A 17,613-nucleotide genomic window follows, 5' to 3' on the forward strand; every position below is an offset into this window, starting at 1 on the left:
CCGTCAGGCGAGATGGTCGGTCCGATTGGTGAAAGCCACCGACGCGGACCCGTCCTCCCAGACCTCCACGGCGGTGAGGCTGCCGGCCGCGGTCGCCAGGGCCCAGAAGCGCCCGACAGGCGTGCCGAGCACGTCGCTGAGCACCGAGAGCACGCCCCTGCGGCTCGTCACCGCGACGACGGTGCCGCCGGTCGCGGCGAGCGAGTGGTATGCCGTCCGCACCCTCTCGTCGGCTCCCTCGCCGGGTGCCTGGCCGGACCAGTCCCCCGTCGTCGTGGCCTCGACGTCGAGCGCCGCGGCGAGGTCGGCCGCCACCCGGGCAGCGAGGTCGTCGTCGGCGCCGACGACACGGGTGCCGGGGCCGACGAGGCGTCGGACCGCCGTGACGATGCGGGGCGCCGCCGCTCCGTCGTGGGGTGCCTGGACGAGCAGCAGGCGGAGCGGTCGGGACGCCGGCTGCGGCGAGGTTGTCTCGGAGATTTTCTGCGCTGCAACGGAATCCGCGCCGGCCGACGTATCGGCTCCGTCAGCCTCGTCCGTGAGGACCCGGTGCACGCTCTTGCCGTCCATCGCGTCGTTGCTCAGGGCGTCGGCGTCCTTGTTCTTCTCGCGCGGGATCCACTCGAAGTCGACGCTGCCACCGGCCTCGGAGATCTCGGCGCACAGGTCGCGCGCCTCGAGCGCGAGCCGGCGCATGTCCTCGTGCTTGATCTTCCAGCGCCCGGACATCTGCTCGACGACGAGCTTGGAGTCCATCTTGACGCGGACCGACGCCCCCGGGTCGAGGTCGAGCACGGCGCGCAGGCCGGCGAGCAGACCGGAGTACTCGGCAACGTTGTTGCTGGCCTTGCCGAGCGGCTCGGCGAGCTCGACGAGCACCCGGCCGGTCTCGGGGTCACGGACGAGCGCACCGTAGCCGGCCACCCCCGGGTTGCCCCGTGAGCCGCCGTCGGCCTCGACGACGAGCCGGCGTCCCGATCCGCGAGACGCAGCGGTCACAGACCGGACTCGCCCGTGCGGATCATGATCCGGCGGCACTCCTCGCAGCGCACGACCTCGTCCTCCGGAGCGTTGCGGATGCGGGCGAGGTCGACGTTGCCCAGCTCGAGCCGGCAGCCGCCGCAGCGGCGGTGGCGCAGCTCGGCGGCGGCCATGCCACCGCTGCTGGCGCGGATCTTCTCGTAGAGGGCGATGAGCTCGTCGCCGACACCCGCGACGATGTCGGCCCGTCCGGAGCCGACCTGCTCGGCCTCGGCATCGAGCGTCGTCATGGCGGCGGTGCGCTCGGACTCGAGGGTCTCCACGCGTGCGGCGAGCTCGACCCGCTGGGCCTCGAGCTCGGCGACCCGTGCCGTGAGCGACTCGGACCGCTCCATGACCTCGAGCTCGACGTCCTCGAGCTCGGCCTGGCGCCGCGCGAGCGACGTCAGCTCGTGCTGGAGGGCCTGGAGGTCCTTGGCGCTGCCCTGGCCGGCGTCGAGACGCGCCTGGTTGCGCGCCGCGCGGTCGCGGACGAGCTGGACGTCCTGGTCGGACTTCGTCAGCTCGCGCTGGACGTCGCCCGCGGCCGTCCGGGCGTTGACGATCTCGGTCTCGAGAGCACCCAGCTCGCGCCGGGCCGCCTCGAGCGCAGGGGTCTGCGGCAGCGTCGCCTTCGCGTGCGTGATCTGGTCGAGACGCGTGTCGATCGCCTGCAGGTCGAGCAGGCGCCACTGGCGGGACGGGTCGGCTTTCAGGGCACACCTCCGGGTGAGGGAGCCGCACGGTCGGCCCGCGCGGCGTTCGCACCGACGACGAACGTCCACGGCTCGGTGCGGATGGCTGAGACTCTGGACTCGACCCTAGTCGCTCCGGGCACCTGCTCCAGCGCCGTCAGCAGACGGTCGCGGGCGCTGGCGAGCCACAGCGACTCCGTCGCCCAGTGGCCCGCGTCGACGAGGTAGGGCGTACCGCCCCGCGCCTCCTCGCGCGCCTCGAGCACCGGGTGGTGTCGGAGGTCCGCCGTCACGTAGACGTCGGCGCCGCTCGCGCGGACGTCGTCGAAGCGGTCGTCACCGGACCCGCCCATCACGGCGACGGTGGAGACCAGGCCATCGGGGTCGCCGCTGACCCGGGTGCCGCCGGCGGTGGCGGGCAGGGCCGCGGCGACGTGGTCGGCGAACTCCGCCAGCGTCACGGGCGAGGTCAGCGCGCCGACCCGACCGATCGCGTACCCACCCTCGGTCGACAGTGGGCGCTGGTCGACGAGCCCCAGGGCGTCGGCGAGCACCGTCGAGACCCCGGGGTCGGCGACGTCGGCGTTCGTGTGGCCCACCCAGAGCGCGACGCCGGCGCGGACGAGCGCCGTCACGGAGGCGCCCTTGGCCGACGAGGTCGCGACGGAGTGGATGCCGCGGAGCAGCAGCGGGTGGTGCGTCACGAGCAGGTCGGCGCCCCACGCCCGCGCCTCGTCGATGACGGCGAGGGTCGGGTCGAGGGCGAAGAGGATGCGGCGTACGGGCTGGTCGAGGTCACCCGTCACGAGGCCGACGCGGTCCCAGTCGGCCGCGCTCTCGAGGGGGTAGAGCGACTCGAGCGCCGCGACGACGTCACGGAGGCTGAGGGCGGGGGCGATGTCGTCCACGTGGGCCCGGCCGGGCTCGAACCGACGACACCCGCGGTGTAAACGCGGTGCTCTACCAACTGAGCTACAGGCCCCTCACGTGCCCGCAGGAGGCAGGTGGCTGACACCGGCAGGCGGCGGTCAGCCTACGGCATCGCGCTGGCTCGCGCGGAGCGTCGCGAGCGCCTCGCGGTAGGCCCGGAAGTCGCGTCCCTGACCGATGCCGCGGACCTCGGTCCAGACGATCCGGCCCGAGCGGTCGAGCAGGAACGTGCCGCGCAGTGCGAACCCGTCCTCGTCGTCGAGGATCCCGTAGCGCCGCGCCACCTCGCCGTGCGGCCAGAAGTCCGACAGGAGCGGGAAGAAGTGGCCCTCGGCGTCGGCCCACGCCCGCAGCGTGTACATCGAGTCGCACGAGATGGCGAAGACCTGGATGTCGTCGTCCTGGAAGTCCTCGAGCCCGTCACGGATCTCGCGCAGCTCGCCGCGGCAGATGCCCGAGAAGGCCGCCGGGTAGAAGACGACGACGGCGTTCTTGACGTCGCGCACGGCCGACAGGCTGACGTCGACGCCGTACTGGTCGACGAGGGTGAAGTCGGGCGCCAGCGCGCCGACGCCCAACGGGGCGGACGCCTGGACCGGTGACTCGGTCGGGTGCGCGTTCGTCATGGCGGCAAGTGTGACACCACTGCCCGGGTGTCGCCGCCACCCTCGACACGGGCTCGGCCCGGGACCCGACGTCAGACGGGGCTCAGCGGCGCGGGCCCTTCGGTGGCATGAGCTTCGTGGCCGCCCAGTCGGCGGCCACGTTGACCTGGCCCCCGGTGGTCAGGCCGGCTGTCGAGGCGGCCTCCTCGACGACGCTGGCATCGACGTGACCGGAGCGCCCGGCCTTGGGCGTCAGCAGCACGATGAAGCCCTGGTCGAAGAGCTTCGTCAGCCCGTCGACCATGAGGTCGACGAGGTCGTCGTCGCCGTCGCGGTACCAGAGCAGCACCCCGTCCGCGCCGTCGTTGAAGTCCTCGTCCTCGAGCTCGGTCCCGATGGCGTCCTCGAGCTCGAACCGCAGGTCGTCGTCGACGTCGTCGTCATAGCCGAACTCCTGGATGATCTGCCCCTTGGCAAATCCGAGCTTGCTGAAGGACGCCGCTCCCGCGGTCTCGCTCACTGTCACCGGTCCTCTCGATCGTTGGCGCGTCGTGTCGTGGCGTGGGTGCCACGAGATCAGTGCACTGGCTCCGACGCTATCGCGCAAGCCCGACCCGGTGGGTGCGCAACGCGCACGCCGCGCCAGAGGGAGCACGCGGCATACCACCGGGTGGGACGGCGGCGACGCCGGAGTGGCCGTCCCGGTGCTGGACCCGAGTGTGACGGCCACCACGGTTTGGTAGAGGATGGGTGGGTGCAGCGCCGTGGCCGACCGGCCGCGGGCGCCGCCTCGCGACGAGAAAGGACCCACGACGTGGCATCCGAGGCCGGACCGATCCTCAACGGCATCCCCAGTCAGCTCCCGGACATCGACCCGGACGAGACGCAGGAGTGGATCGACTCGCTCGACGCCGTCCTCGACGAGAAGGGCCGGACGCGGGCGCGCTACATCATGCTCAAGCTCATCGAGCGCGCGCGCCAGCAGCAGGTCGGCGTCCCGTCCCTGACGGCGACCGACTACATCAACACGATCCCGCCCGAGCGCGAGCCGTGGTTCCCCGGCGACGAGGACGTCGAGCGCGAGATGCGCCGCTACATCCGCTGGAACGCCGCGATCATGGTGCACCGCGCGCAGCGGCCCGGCATCGGCGTCGGCGGGCACATCTCGACGTACGCGTCCGCCGCGACGCTCTACGAGGTGGGCATGAACCACTTCTTCCGCGGCAAGGACCACCCCGGCGGCGGCGACCAGATCTACTTCCAGGGCCACGCCTCCCCCGGCATGTACGCCCGCAGCTTCCTCGAGGGCCACCTGACCGAGGCGCAGCTCGACGGCTTCCGCCAGGAGAAGAGCCACCGCGTCGACGGCACCGTCGAGGCCGTCCCGTCCTACCCGCACCCGCGGCTGCTCCCGAACTACTGGGAGTTCCCGACGGTGTCGATGGGCATCGGCCCGATGAACGCGATCTACCAGGCGCAGTTCAACAAGTACCTCCACAACCGCGGCATCAAGGACACCAGCCAGCAGGACGTGTGGGCCTTCCTCGGCGACGGCGAGATGGACGAGCCCGAGTCGCGCGGCCTGCTCCAGCTCGCGGCCAACGAGGAGCTCGACAACCTCAACTTCGTCATCAACTGCAACCTGCAGCGGCTCGACGGACCGGTGCGCGGCAACGGCAAGATCATCCAGGAGCTCGAGGCGTTCTTCCGTGGCGCCGGCTGGAACGTCATCAAGGTCGTGTGGGGCCGCGGGTGGGACCCGCTGCTCGCCGCCGACCGCGACGGCGCGCTCGTGCACATCATGAACCAGACGAGCGACGGCGACTACCAGACCTTCCGCGCCAACGACGGCAAGTACGTCCGCGACCACTTCTTCGGTCGCGACCCGCGCACGGCCAAGATGGTCGAGGACTGGACCGACGAGCAGGTCTGGTGGGACCTCAAGCGCGGCGGCCACGACTACCGCAAGGTCTTCGCGGCCTACCAGGCTGCCCGTCAGCACACCGGCCAGCCGACGGTCATCCTCGCGAAGACGATCAAGGGCTACGGCCTCGGCTCGCACTTCGCCGGCCGCAACGCCACGCACCAGATGAAGAAGATGACGCTGGACGACCTCAAGGCCTTCCGCGACAGCCTCCGCATCCCGATCACCGACGAGCAGCTCGAGGCCAACCCCTACCAGCCGCCGTACTACCACCCGGGTGCCGACAGCGAGGTCATCAAGTACTCCATCGACCGCCGCACCAAGCTCGGTGGCACCCTGCCGAGCCGTCGCGTCGACTTTGAGCCGGTCAAGCTGCCCGGCGACGAGGCATACGCCCAGGTCAAGAAGGGCTCGGGCAAGCAGGAGGTCGCCACGACGATGGCGTTCGTCCGCCTGCTCAAGGACCTGTTGCGCGACAAGGAGTTCGGTCCGCGCATCGTGCCGATCATCCCCGACGAGGCGCGCACGTTCGGCATGGACGCGTTCTTCCCGACGATCAAGATCTACAACCCCAACGGGCAGAACTACACGCCGGTCGACGCCGAGCTGATGCTCGCCTACCGCGAGAACGTCAGCGGCCAGATCCTGCACCTCGGCATCAACGAGGCGGGCTCCCTGGCGGCGTTCACGGCGGCGGGCACGTCGTACGCCACGCACGGCAAGCCGATGATCCCGATCTACGTCTTCTACTCGATGTTCGGCTTCCAGCGCACGGGCGACTCGATCTGGGCGGCCGCCGACCAGATGACACGTGGCTTCCTCATCGGCGCCACGGCCGGCCGCACCACCCTGACCGGTGAGGGCCTGCAGCACGCCGACGGCCACAGCCCGCTCCTCGCCGCGACCAACCCGGCCGTCGTGCACTACGACCCGGCGTACGCGTACGAGATCGCGCACATCATGCAGGACGGCCTCAAGCGGATGTACGGCGAGGGCAACACGCCCGAGGAGTCGAACGTCATCTACTACCTCACCGTCTACAACGAGCCGATCCAGCAGCCCAAGGAGCCGGAGGACGTCGACGTCGAGGGCATCCTGCGCGGCATGCACCGCATCTCGGTGGCCGACACCGGGGGCTGGACGCACGAGGCGCCGCGCGCGCAGCTCCTCGGGTCCGGTGTCGGTGTGCCGTGGGCGCTCGAGGCGCAGCAGCTGCTCGCCGACGACTGGGGCGTGGCCGCCGACGTGTGGTCGGTGACCTCGTGGAACGAGCTGCGTCGTGACGGCCTGCGGTCCGACGAGCAGGAGTTCCTCAAGCCCGACGGCCCGCCGATCAAGCCATGGGTCACCCAGTGCCTCGAGGGCACCGAGGGCCCGGTCGTGGGTGTGTCCGACTACATGCGGGCCGTCCAGGACCAGATCCGCGAATGGGTCCCGGGCACCTACGCCACGCTCGGCGCCGACGGCTTCGGCTTCTCCGACACCCGCCCCGCCGCACGCCGCTTCTTCCACATCGACGGCCCCTCGGTCGCCGTGCGGACGCTGCAGCTGCTCGCCAAGGAGGGCAAGGTCGACGCCGACGTCCCCCGTCGCGCGGCCGAGAAGTACCAGCTCGACGACGTCACGGCGGGCACGTCGGGCAACGCGGGCGGCGAGAGCTGACGCTTCCCCGATGACGTATGCCGTGCGGCCCGCTCCCTGCCCAGGGATTGGGCCGCACGGCATACCCGGCCACCCGCCCCCACCCCAGCGACGCCGGTCGCTCTCACCCGCGCGGGTCGCTCTCACTGGCGCCGCAGGCCTCCGGCGTCAGTGAGCTCGAGTGGGTCCGCTGAGCGCCACAGCAGGTCACGCGGCGACGGCCAGGGCCGCCGCCAACCGCCGCGCGACCCGCCTCGGGTCGTCCAGGTCGCCCCACACCACCCGGACCACGACCCAACCGGCCCGCCTCAGGGCGTCCTCGCGCTGCTTCTCCTCGAACAGTGCGCGGCGGTCCTCGTACTTGACCGCACCGTCGAACTCGACGAGCACCCGCGTGCCGACGATCCGGAAGTCCGCGCGGTATCGCCGCCCCTCGGCCACCACCTCGACCTGCGGTTCCACCGAGTGACCCAGAGCCGCCAGCAGAAAGGCCGCGCGCGACTCACCCGGCGACTCGTGCCGCGCATCCGCGAGGGGCAGCGCAGCTCGGACCGGGCCGATGCCGGTGTGGGTCGCGAAGACCTCAACCGCGCGGGACAGCGCATCCGGCGTGGCTGTTCCCGCGCGCATAGCGCCGTCGGCCGACACCACGAACGCCTCGGGCCCGGCTGCCATGCCGGCTTGGACGGCTGCCCACGCCGTCGGTACGAGCCGCGGCCGGTCCGGTGCGAGCAGGTCCGGTGCGGGGATGCGGAGGTTGCCGACGCGCCGGTGCACCGTGACGCCGCGCCGGGTGACCGACACGCCACCTCGCGTCTCGACCAGCGAGGTGAGGTGCACGGTCGTGAGGTCGGCCGCGAACGTCGGAAGCCCAGCCACGACGAGACACGAGTGGTGACTGAGGGCGGCGCGTCCGCGCAGCGCCCTCCCGACGGCAACGGCAGTGAGCCGGTGCAGTGCTTCGGGGGCCGGCGGCTCTCCGTCGACGACGGCATACCAACCGGTCGTGAGGCGCAGGCAGCGCCCCTGACGGACGAGGCGGGCCAGCGCGTTGCGGTCCAGTCCGAGGCGGGCCGCGTCCGAGGTGGAGAAGACGCCGTCACGCGCGATGAGGTGGAGGTCCATGCGCTCGAGCGTCCACTGAAGCGCGCACCCGCGGCGACGGTCCGCCACGGGTTGTGGACGACGTGGGCCGGTCCCAGGAGGGTGTGGACGGCTCACCAGCGCCGGAGTCCTCCACCGGGGCTGAGCGTGACCGACGCTGCTGAGCGGCAGTCGGCCACCCGGCATACGCGATGTTCACGGGCTGCCACGGCGATTGGATAGGTATGCGCGGCTGTGCATATACTTGCATCCATGTCCAAGGTCCTGACCTCGCTCCCCGTCGGTGAACGTGTCGGCATCGCCTTCTCCGGCGGCCTCGACACCTCTGTGGCTGTTGCCTGGATGCGCGAGAAGGGCGCCGTGCCCTGCACCTACACGGCCGACCTCGGGCAGTACGACGAGCCCGACATCGACTCCGTCCCCGGCCGCGCCGGCCAGTACGGCGCGGAGATCAGCCGTCTCGTCGACTGCAAGGCCGCCCTCGTCGAGGAGGGCCTGTCGGCGATCGCGTGCGGCGCCTTCCACATCCGCAGTGGCGGCAAGACGTACTTCAACACGACCCCCCTCGGCCGCGTCGTCACGGGCACCCTGCTCGTGCGCGCCATGCAGGACGACGGCGTGTCGATCTGGGGCGACGGCTCGACCTTCAAGGGCAACGACATCGAGCGGTTCTACCGCTACGGCCTCATGGCCAACCCGAGCCTGCGCATCTACAAGCCGTGGCTCGACGCCGAATTCGTCACCGAGCTCGGTGGCCGGCACGAGATGTCCGAGTGGCTGACGGCCCGCGAGCTGCCCTACCGCGCGTCCGCCGAGAAGGCGTACTCCACCGACGCGAACATCTGGGGCGCCACGCACGAGGCCAAGACCCTCGAGTTCCTCGACGAGTCGATCGAGGTCGTCGAGCCGATCATGGGGGTCAAGTTCTGGGACCCCTCGGTCGCCATCGAGACCGAGGACGTCACGGTGCGCTGGGAGCGCGGCCGCCCCGTCGCCGTGAACGGCCAGGAGTACGCGGACCCCGTCGCGCTCGTCGACGCCGCCAACACCATCGGCGGCCGCCACGGCCTCGGCATGAGCGACCAGATCGAGAACCGCATCATCGAGGCGAAGTCGCGCGGCATCTACGAGGCCCCGGCCATGGCGCTGCTCCACATCACCTACGAGCGGCTCGTCGCCGCGATCCACAACGAGGACACGATCACCAACTACCACGCCGAGGGCCGCAAGCTGGGCCGCCTTCTCTACGAAGGACGCTGGCTCGACCCGCAGGCGCTCATGGTCCGCGAGTCCATCCAGCGGTGGATCGCCTCGGCCGTCACGGGCGAGGTCACGATCCGGCTGCGCCGCGGTGACGACTGGTCGATCGTGGGCACCTCGGGTCCGGCCTTCAGCTACCACCCCGAGAAGCTCTCGATGGAGCGCACCGAGGACGCCGCCTTCGGTCCCGTCGACCGCATCGGTCAGCTGACGATGCGCAACCTCGACATCGCCGACTCGCGCGCCAAGCTCGAGCTGTATGCCGCCCAGGGCCTCCTCGGCGCCGACGCGCGCGAGCTCGTGGGCGAGCTGACGCCCGGCGGCGCGGCCGCGATCTCGGCCAACCCGGCGGCCGTGGGACTCGACGACCAGGACGACGCGCTCGACCGCGCCGCCATGGAGTTCGGCACGGACTGACCCCGTCCGACCCCGTCGCGGGAACGCACCGATCGGGTAGGGACCCTGCATGAGCGACAACGGAAGAATCACCGTCCAGCGCACCATCGACGCCCCGGCAGCCGAGATCTTCGACGTGCTCAGCAACCCGAAGCGCCACGTCCAGCTCGACGGGTCCGGCTTCGTCCGGTCCGACGAGAAGGCCGAGCGCCTCCAGAAGGTCGGCGACGTGTTCCGGATGAACATGGCCGGCGACCACATGGGTGGCGAGTACCAGACCGACAACACGGTCTCGGGCTACTCGCACAACTCCCTGCTCGCGTGGAAGACGGCTCCCGCCGACACCCCGCCCCCCGGGTGGGAGTGGATGTGGGAGCTCGCGCCGGAGGGCCCGAACGCGACCCTCGTGACGCTGACCTATGACTGGAGCCACGTCACCGACAAGGAGATCCTGTCCAAGGTCAGCTTCCCCCTCGTCGACAAGAGCCAGCTCGAGGACAGCCTCGGCAACCTCGCGTCAGCCGTCTCGAGCTGACCGACGCACCTCTCGGCGGTCATGGGATCTCCCCGTGACCGCCGCTAGGGTGGCCGGTCATGGACTCGACGACCCACCTCACCGAGAGCGACCACGTCGCCCGTCAGTACCGCTCGACCGACAACCTGCTCACGCGGCGTGATGTGTGGGGCCCCGGTCCTGAGGGCGTGTCGCCCGTGGACGTGCTGCGTACGCTCGTGGTGTCCTCCCAGCCGAAGCGACTGATCGAGATCGGCTGCGGCACAGGACAGTTCGCTCGCTCCGTCCTCGACGAGGCGCCTGACGTCGACTACGTCGCGACCGACCTGTCCCCGGCGATGGTCGAGGCGACGCGCGCCCTGGGCGTCCCGGCGGAGGTCGCCTCCTCGGACGTCCTGCCCTTCGGCGACGGCACGTGCGACGCGGCCGTCGCGGCCTGGATGCTCTACCACGTGCCCGACCTCGACGGCACGCTGCGCGAGCTGCGCCGCGTCCTGCGCGACGGAGGGGCCTTGTACGTCGCGACGAACGGCCGCGAGCACCTGGCCGGGCTGCTGCGCGAGGCCGGCGGCGACGCGCTCGTCACCCAGTTCATGTCGGAGAACGCCGCGGAGGTGCTGGGTCGACACTTCGAGCACGTCGTCCAGCGCGACGTCGAGACCCGCGCGACCTTCGCCGACCACGCGGCCGCGAGCGCCTACCTCGCGACCTTCTCCCCCGACCTCGCGCAGTCCCTCCCGCACTTCGAGGGCCCTCGGACGTACGCCGGCCACACCGCCGTCCTGTCGGCCCACTGACGCCGCTCCGACGGCGACCCGACCCGTCCGCGATGTCACGTGCCCGCCATCCCTTTGTGAGCGGCATACAAAGTCAAGGCTGCCGGAGACCTAGGCTGGGCCCGTGAGCAGACGGCGACAGCACCCGAGCGAGGCGACCTCCCGCGCCGTCGAGCGCAGCGCCGGCGAGCTCTCGACCCTCGCGTCGCAGCGCATGGAGGAGCACCTGCGGTGGTATCGCGACCTCTCGGCCGAGGAACGCTCTCAGGTCGGGCTCGTCGCCCAGGCCGGCATCTCGCAGTTCATCGCGTGGTTCCACCAGGAGGAGAGCCATCCGCCGTCGGCCATCTCGATCTTCGCCAACGCGCCGCAGGAGCTGACCCGGTCGGTCAGCCTGCGCCAGACGCTCGACCTCGTGCGGACCGTCGTCGACGTCGTCGAGTCGCGCGTCGAGGGCCTCGCCGCGCCCGGGGACGAGCAGCTGCTGCGCGAGTCGGTGCTGCGCTTCTCCCGTGAGATCGCCTTCGCGGCCGCGGAGGTCTACGCCGGCGCGGCCGAGGCCCGTGGCGCGTGGGACGCCCGGCTCGAGGCACTCGTCGTCGACGCCGTGCTGCGCGGCGAGGCCGACGACTCGATGCAGTCCCGCGCCAGCGCACTCGGCTGGGGCGAGCTCGCCGACGTGACCTTCGTCGTGGGCAGCACCCCGACGGCGAGCGGCGGAGCGGTTCCCGCCGTCGACGACCTGCGCCGCGCGGTGCGCCAGCACGGCGTCGAGGCCCTCGCCATCGTCCAGCGCTCTCGCCTCATCGCGATCCTCGGCGGCACGCGTGAGGCGTCACGGGTCGTCGAGGCCGTCGCGGACTGCTTCGGACCCGGCCCGATCGTGCTCGGGCCCACGGTCCCCCACCTCTTCGCGGCGGGGCGGTCGGCACGTGCCGCCCTGAGCGGGCTCGCGGCCGCCGGGGCGTGGCCCGACGCACCGCGCGTGCTCGAGGCCGACGCCGTCCTGCCCGAGCGTGCCCTCGCCGGCGACCCTCCGGCGCGCCGCATCCTCGTCGACCGCATCCACCGCCCGCTCACCGCCCCCGGGCACGCACCCCTCCTCCAGACGGCGACCGCCTACCTCGAGCACGGCGGGTCGCTCGAGGCGACGGCGCGGGTCCTCTTCGTGCACCCCAACACCGTGCGCTACCGGCTGGGGCGCATCTCCGACGTCACGGGCTACGACCTCGCGACGCCGCGCGAGGCCTGGGCCGTGCGGATCGCGCTCGCCCTCGGCCGCCTCGCTGCCGCCCCGGCGAGCACGGGCGGGTCCGGAGGCTCCGCTGGCACCCGCGGCGCGGGCGGCCTCGCCCCGCCGGGCGGCGACGGCCCGACCAGCCCGTCGCGGACGCCACGACTGCGGCCACGCACAACCGATCGTTCCCCCTTGGAGGAAACCTCCAAACTATCCCCGACGACTTCGTGACATTCGGTGGCGAGGTCCTCACCGGTAACCCGGAAAGGTTGAGCACGTGCTAGCGATCGTCTGCCCTGGACAGGGCTCCCAGACCCCCGGCTTCCTCGCCCCGTGGCTCGAGCTCGACGGTGTGCGCGAGCAGCTGAACGCCCTCGGCCGTGCGGCCGGGCACGACCTCGTCGCCCACGGCACCGAGTCCGACGCCGAGACGATCAAGGACACCGCCGTCGCGCAGCCGCTCATCGTGGCGGCCGGGCTCGTGACGGCCTCGGCGCTCTTCCCCTCGCGCGACGAGCTCGCCGGCACGGGAGCCGTCCTCGCCGGGCACTCCGTCGGGGAGCTCACCGCGACCGCCCTCGCGGGCGTCGTCACGGACGAGCAGGCCATCTCCCTCGTCGCGACCCGCGGGCGCGCGATGGCCGAGGCCAGCGCGGTCACCCCCACCGGCATGGCCGCCGTCCTCGGCGGCGACCCCGACGAGGTCCTCGCCGCGCTCGAGACCCACGGCCTGACGCCCGCCAACATCAACGGAGCGGGACAGGTCGTCGCCGCCGGCACCCTCGAGCAGGTCGAGGCCCTCCGCGCGGCTGCCCCGGCCAAGGCGCGGGTCATCCCCCTCCAGGTCGCCGGCGCGTTCCACACCCGCCACATGTCCCCCGCCGTCGACGCTCTCGCCGCCGCCGCGGCCGACGTCACGCCCTCGGCGCCCACCCTCCGGCTCCTGTCCAACGCCGACGGAGCCACCGTGGCCGACGGTCCCGACGCGCTCGAGCGGCTCGTGCGCCAGGTCAGCAACCCCGTGCGCTGGGACCGCTGCATGGAGACGATGCTCGCGCTCGGCGTCACGGGGCTGCTCGAGCTCGCTCCCGCCGGCACCCTCGTCGGTCTCGCCAAGCGCGCCATGCCCGGCGTGGAGACCCTCGCCGTCAAGACGCCCGACGACCTCGAGGCGGCCCGCGGGCTCGTCGCCACCCACTCGAGCCCCTGACGACACCGACGTCCCATGACTGGCGCACCGACCCCGACAGGGGCACGCTCGTGGAGAGGGCCCCGTCCGACGGTGACCCCGCCCGACCAGGACCTCCCCCGCGCCGCACCACGACCCCACCTGAACCCTCACCCTCGAGAAGGCCTCACGTGACATCCCCCAGCGCCACCGCGCCGACGCCCAAGGGCACCGGCACCCTCGTCGACAACGGCGCCGCACGCCACTCGCGGATCCTGGGCGTGGGCGCCTACCGCCCGGCCCGCGTCGTCATGAACTCCGAGATCGTCGACAAGATCGACTCGAGCGACGAGTGGATCCGGGAGCGGTCCGGCATCATCAGCCGCCACTTCGCCGCCGACGACGAGAGCGTCATCGACATGGCGGAGGCAGCCTCCCGCCAGGCCCTCGAGCACGCCGGCATCGCGCCCGAGCAGATCGGCTTCGTCCTCGTCGCCACAGTCACGCACCCGTACCAGACCCCCGCCGCGGCTCCGGAGCTCGCCTCCCGTCTCGGCTCGACGGCCCCGGCCCTCGACATCTCCGCCGCGTGCGCGGGCTACTGCTACGGCGTCGCGATGGCCAGCGACATGGTCAAGGGCGGCTCCGCCGACTACGTCCTCGTCGTCGGCGTCGAGAAGCTGAGCGACTTCACCGACCCCTACGACCGCGGCAGCGCCTTCATCTTCGGCGACGGCGCCGGCGCCTGTGTCATCGGTCCCAGCGACACCCCGGGTATCGGCCCGACCGTCTGGGGCTCCGACGGCACGCAGCGCGACGCCATCACGCAGAAGCAGGCGTGGACCGACGTCCGGGAGTCGTGGCAGTCCGCGCAGGCCGACAAGAACGTGTGGCCCGCGATCGGCATGGCCGGCCAGACGGTCTTCCGCTGGGCCGTCTGGGGCATGGCCCCCGTCGCGCAGCAGGCCATCGACAAGGCCGGCATCAAGGCCGACGACCTGGACGCCTTCATCCCGCACCAGGCCAACATCCGCATCATCGACGCGATGGTCAAGCAGCTCAAGTTGCCGGCCGACATCCCCGTGGCCCGCGACATCGTGACCACCGCCAACACCTCGGCGGCCTCGATCCCGATCGCCACGACCCGCATGCTCGCCGAGAAGGAGATCCCGAGCGGCGGCCTCGCCCTGCAGATCGGCTTCGGCGCCGGTCTCGTGTATGCCGCGCAGGTCGTCGTGCTGCCCTGAGCACTCCCAGCACGGGCAGTCCAGCACTCCCGCCGGTCCCGACGGGTCATTCGGGCCACGGAATGCCATCCACGCGGATGACAGCCCCGAGCACCACCGCCAGCACGAACCGCCAACACGAACAAGGAGCAGACAGATGGCTCAGTCCGAGCAGGAGATCCTCGAGGGTCTTGCCGAGATCGTCAACGAGGAGACCGGCCTCGACACCGCGTCCGTCGAGATGGACAAGTCCTTCACCGAGGACCTCGACATCGACTCCCTCTCGATGATGACGATCGTCGTCAACGCCGAGGAGAAGTTCGGCGTGCGCATCCCGGACAGCGAGGTCAAGAACCTCAAGACCGTCCGCGACGCCGTCACGTTCATCGCCGGCGCGCAGTCCTGATGCACCCGGTCGGCGCCCGGCACCACCGGGCGCCGACCGAGCCGCACCACGGGCGCCCGCCCCACGAGCAGCACCGCAGTCCCGTCACAGCCACCACCCCTCGCACGACACCACCCCACTCGACCCAGAGGAGCACGTCACCATGACGTCCAATCGCGACCGACGCGTCGTGGTCACCGGTCTCGGAGCCACCACGCCCCTGGGCGGTACCGCCACGGAGACGTGGGAGGCCCTGCTCGCCGGCCGGTCCGGCGCCCGCCCCATGGACTTCGACTGGGTCGCCAAGTACGAGCTCCCCGTCACGTTCGCCGCGACGATCGCCACCCAGCCCGTCGACGTGCTGGCCAAGGTCGAGACGCGACGTCTCGACCCCTCGAGCCAGTACGCCCTCATCGCGGCCCGTGAGGCGTGGGCCGACGCCGGCGCCCCCGAGGTCGACCCCGAGCGGCTCGGCGCCGCCATCGGCTCCGGCATCGGCGGCGTGTGGACCCTCCTCGACCAGTGGGACGTCCTCAAGGAGAAGGGGCCCCGCCGCGTCTACCCGCTGGCGGTCCCGATGCTCATGCCCAACGGCCCTGCCGCGGCCGTCTCGCTCGACCTGGGCGCCCGCGCCGGGGCGCACACGACGGTCAGCGCCTGCGCGTCGGGCGCCGAGAGCATGGGCTACGCCATCGACATGATCCGCACGGGCCGGGCCGACATCGTCGTGGCCGGTGGCACCGAGGCAGCCGTCCACCCGCTGCCCATCGCCGGCTTCGCCGCGATGCAGGCGCTGTCGACGCGCAACGACGACCCGACCAAGGCCTCGCGCCCCTACGACACCGGCCGTGACGGCTTCGTCCTCGGTGAGGGCGCCGCGGTCATCGTCCTCGAGTCGGAGGAGCACGCCCGCGCCCGCGGCGCCCGGATCTACGCCGAGCTCGCGAGCGTCGGCATGTCCGCCGACGCGCACCACATCACCGCCCCCGAGCCCAACGGCTCCGGCGCGTCCCGCGCGATGCTGTACGCCGTCGAGCGGGCCGACCTGGCACCGACCGACATCATCCACATCAACGCGCACGCCACCTCGACCCCCGTCGGTGACGTGGCCGAGTACAACGCCATCAAGCGGGCGTTCGGTGACCACACCGAGAACATGTCGGTGACGGCCACCAAGTCGATGACCGGGCACCTGCTCGGGGCGGCCGGGGCCCTCGAGGCGGTCATCACGATCCAGTCGATCTACCACCGCCTCGTCCCGGCGACGATCAACCTCGAGGACCAGGACCCCGAGATCCCGCTCAACGTCGTCACGGGCGAGCACCAGAAGCTGCCCGACGGTGACATCGCCGCCCTGAACAACTCGTTCGGCTTCGGCGGGCACAACGTCGCCCTCGCGATCCGCAGCATCTGACTCGCATGGCGCATCTGCCGTGACGGAGTGCCCACCCGACCTGCTCGTCGGGTGGGCACTCCGTCTATCCGTGACTCGCTGTCAGCCCTTGACGCAGAGCAGTGTGGTCAGCCGCGCCACGACCGCGACCAGAGGGCTCGGCCCTGTCGCCTGCGCCGCGATGACCGACTCGAGATCCTTGTAGGCAGAGGGGATCTCGTCGATGACGCCGGCGTCCTTGCGGCACTCCACCCCGGCGGTCTGCGCCCGGAGGTCCTCGACGGTGAACTGCCGCTTGGCCGCGTTGCGCGACATCCGGCGACCCGCCCCGTGGCTCGCAGACCTGAACGACGCCTCGTTGCCCAGTCCGCGCACGACGTACGACCCGGTGCCCATCGACCCCGGGATCAGTCCCAGGTCGCCCACTCCTGCCCGGATCGCCCCCTTGCGGGTCACGACGACGTCCACCCCGTCGTACGTCTCCTCCGAGACGTAGTTGTGGTGGCAGCGCACCGGCTCGTCGAACACGACGTGCGGGAAGTGCCGCGCCAGGACGTCGCGCGTCGTCGCCATCATCACCTCGCGGTTGATCAGCGCGTACTCCTGGGCCCAGTAGAGGTCGTGGAGGTACGCCGCCATCTCGTCCGTGTCGGCGAGGAACACCGCGAGGTCACGGTCGGGCAGCCCGAGGTTGTGCTCGAGCGTCCTGGCCGTGGCGATGTGCCGCTCCGCGAGCTCCTTGCCGATGTTGCGCGACCCGGAGTGGAGCATGAGCCACAGGTGACCGTCGTCGCCCTCGCACACCTCCTGGAAGTGGTTGCCCGATCCCAGCGAACCGCACTGCGCCAGTGCCCGGCCCTGGCGGTCCGCGATCCTCGGGGCGCGCAGCTCCCCGAAGCGCCCCATGAGGCTGTCGAACCGTGCCGCGAGCGCGCGCTCGCGTCGAAGCACCGGGGCCGTTCCCTCGTGCGCGTGCCAGCCCACCGGCAGGACGGCCTCGATGGCCGATCGCAGCGGGCCGAGGTCGTCGGGCAGGTCGGCGGCCGTGAGGTTGGTGCGGACGCCGGTCATGCCGCAGCCGATGTCGACGCCGACCGCAGCCGGGGAGACGGCGTCGCGCATGGCGATGACCGAGCCGACCGTCGCGCCCTTGCCGAGGTGCACGTCCGGCATGACGCGCAGGCCGTGCACCCACGGCAGCCGGCTGATGGTGCGCAGCTGCTCCAGGGCTGCGGGCTCGACCTGCGCGGGGTCGGCCCACATGAGAGTGGAGGCCTGCGCGCCCGGGAGCGCGACAGGGAAGGTGGTCATGGTCCTCATCCTTTCGTGGTGCCGGGCG

At 71.7% G+C, this 17,613-nt stretch carries 16 protein-coding genes and 1 tRNA gene; 9 read left to right on the forward strand and 8 right to left on the reverse strand.

Annotation, left to right across the window (positions count from 1 at the left end):
- Nucleotides 1-3: 3 nt before the first annotated feature.
- The 6 genes from ACSSS0_RS01860 to ACSSS0_RS01885 all read right to left on the reverse strand — a co-directional run bounded on the left by ACSSS0_RS01860 (nt 4) and on the right by ACSSS0_RS01885 (nt 3,770).
- A complete protein-coding gene (locus ACSSS0_RS01860) occupies nt 4-999 on the reverse strand; it encodes a reverse transcriptase-like protein (protein ID WP_487229847.1) in 996 nt (331 codons plus the stop codon).
- Nucleotides 996-1,805 (reverse strand): zinc ribbon domain-containing protein, encoded by an 810-nt coding sequence (locus ACSSS0_RS01865; RefSeq protein WP_487229848.1) that lies wholly within the window; start codon nt 1,803-1,805, stop codon nt 996-998. Before ACSSS0_RS01865 ends, ACSSS0_RS01860 begins: the two co-directional genes overlap by 4 nt.
- The gene (locus tag ACSSS0_RS01870; RefSeq protein WP_487229849.1) at nt 1,733-2,623 is read right to left on the reverse strand and encodes a Nif3-like dinuclear metal center hexameric protein; all 891 of its coding nucleotides are present in this window, start codon (nt 2,621-2,623) and stop codon (nt 1,733-1,735) included. Before ACSSS0_RS01870 ends, ACSSS0_RS01865 begins: the two co-directional genes overlap by 73 nt.
- 1 nt (nt 2,624) lies before the next feature.
- Nucleotides 2,625-2,697 (reverse strand) — tRNA-Val (locus ACSSS0_RS01875).
- Between the two features lie 46 nt (nt 2,698-2,743).
- On the reverse strand, nt 2,744-3,271 hold the full coding sequence (locus tag ACSSS0_RS01880; RefSeq protein ID WP_435985592.1) for a peroxiredoxin: 528 nt from the start codon (nt 3,269-3,271) through the stop codon (nt 2,744-2,746).
- A gap of 82 nt (nt 3,272-3,353) precedes the next feature.
- On the reverse strand, nt 3,354-3,770 hold the full coding sequence (locus tag ACSSS0_RS01885; protein ID WP_435985591.1) for a DUF3052 domain-containing protein: 417 nt from the start codon (nt 3,768-3,770) through the stop codon (nt 3,354-3,356).
- Between the two features lie 294 nt (nt 3,771-4,064).
- On the opposite strand from ACSSS0_RS01885, the gene aceE reads away from it, so the two are divergent.
- Nucleotides 4,065-6,836 carry a pyruvate dehydrogenase (acetyl-transferring), homodimeric type gene (aceE, locus tag ACSSS0_RS01890; RefSeq protein ID WP_487229850.1) on the forward strand — a complete coding sequence of 924 codons (2,772 nt, stop codon included), beginning with the start codon at nt 4,065-4,067 and terminating at the stop codon, nt 6,834-6,836.
- A gap of 186 nt (nt 6,837-7,022) precedes the next feature.
- Here aceE and ACSSS0_RS01895 read toward each other — a convergent pair whose 3' ends face one another.
- Nucleotides 7,023-7,940 (reverse strand): type IV toxin-antitoxin system AbiEi family antitoxin domain-containing protein, encoded by a 918-nt coding sequence (locus ACSSS0_RS01895; RefSeq protein ID WP_487229851.1) that lies wholly within the window; start codon nt 7,938-7,940, stop codon nt 7,023-7,025.
- Nucleotides 7,941-8,171: 231 nt separating this feature from the next.
- On the opposite strand from ACSSS0_RS01895, the gene argG reads away from it, so the two are divergent.
- The 8 genes from argG (at nt 8,172) to fabF (ending at nt 16,295) form a co-directional block, all read left to right on the forward strand.
- On the forward strand, nt 8,172-9,596 hold the full coding sequence (gene argG / locus ACSSS0_RS01900) for an argininosuccinate synthase (protein ID WP_487229852.1): 1,425 nt from the start codon (nt 8,172-8,174) through the stop codon (nt 9,594-9,596).
- Nucleotides 9,597-9,645: 49 nt separating this feature from the next.
- Complete coding sequence (locus ACSSS0_RS01905) at nt 9,646-10,110, forward strand: SRPBCC family protein (RefSeq protein WP_435985587.1); 465 nt, start codon at nt 9,646-9,648, stop codon at nt 10,108-10,110.
- A gap of 59 nt (nt 10,111-10,169) precedes the next feature.
- The gene (locus ACSSS0_RS01910; RefSeq protein ID WP_487229853.1) at nt 10,170-10,886 is read left to right on the forward strand and encodes a class I SAM-dependent methyltransferase; all 717 of its coding nucleotides are present in this window, start codon (nt 10,170-10,172) and stop codon (nt 10,884-10,886) included.
- 103 nt (nt 10,887-10,989) lie between these two features.
- Nucleotides 10,990-12,333: a PucR family transcriptional regulator gene (locus ACSSS0_RS01915; RefSeq protein ID WP_487229854.1), complete on the forward strand. Its 1,344-nt coding sequence runs from the start codon at nt 10,990-10,992 to the stop codon at nt 12,331-12,333.
- Nucleotides 12,334-12,379: 46 nt separating this feature from the next.
- Nucleotides 12,380-13,312, forward strand: coding sequence for an ACP S-malonyltransferase (locus ACSSS0_RS01920; RefSeq protein WP_487229855.1), 933 nt, complete (start codon nt 12,380-12,382; stop codon nt 13,310-13,312).
- 149 nt (nt 13,313-13,461) lie between these two features.
- Nucleotides 13,462-14,517, forward strand: coding sequence for a beta-ketoacyl-ACP synthase III (locus tag ACSSS0_RS01925; protein WP_487229856.1), 1,056 nt, complete (start codon nt 13,462-13,464; stop codon nt 14,515-14,517).
- Nucleotides 14,518-14,653: 136 nt separating this feature from the next.
- Nucleotides 14,654-14,902 carry an acyl carrier protein gene (locus tag ACSSS0_RS01930; RefSeq protein WP_020145270.1) on the forward strand — a complete coding sequence of 83 codons (249 nt, stop codon included), beginning with the start codon at nt 14,654-14,656 and terminating at the stop codon, nt 14,900-14,902.
- A 142-nt stretch (nt 14,903-15,044) separates the two neighbouring features.
- Nucleotides 15,045-16,295, forward strand: coding sequence for a beta-ketoacyl-ACP synthase II (fabF, locus tag ACSSS0_RS01935; protein ID WP_435985582.1), 1,251 nt, complete (start codon nt 15,045-15,047; stop codon nt 16,293-16,295).
- Nucleotides 16,296-16,376: 81 nt separating this feature from the next.
- On the opposite strand, the gene ACSSS0_RS01940 is transcribed toward fabF, so the two are convergent.
- On the reverse strand, nt 16,377-17,585 hold the full coding sequence (locus ACSSS0_RS01940; protein WP_487229857.1) for an RtcB family protein: 1,209 nt from the start codon (nt 17,583-17,585) through the stop codon (nt 16,377-16,379).
- Between the last annotated feature and the right edge of the window lie 28 nt (nt 17,586-17,613).

Source organism: Terrabacter sp. R4-6 (assembly GCF_057529065.1).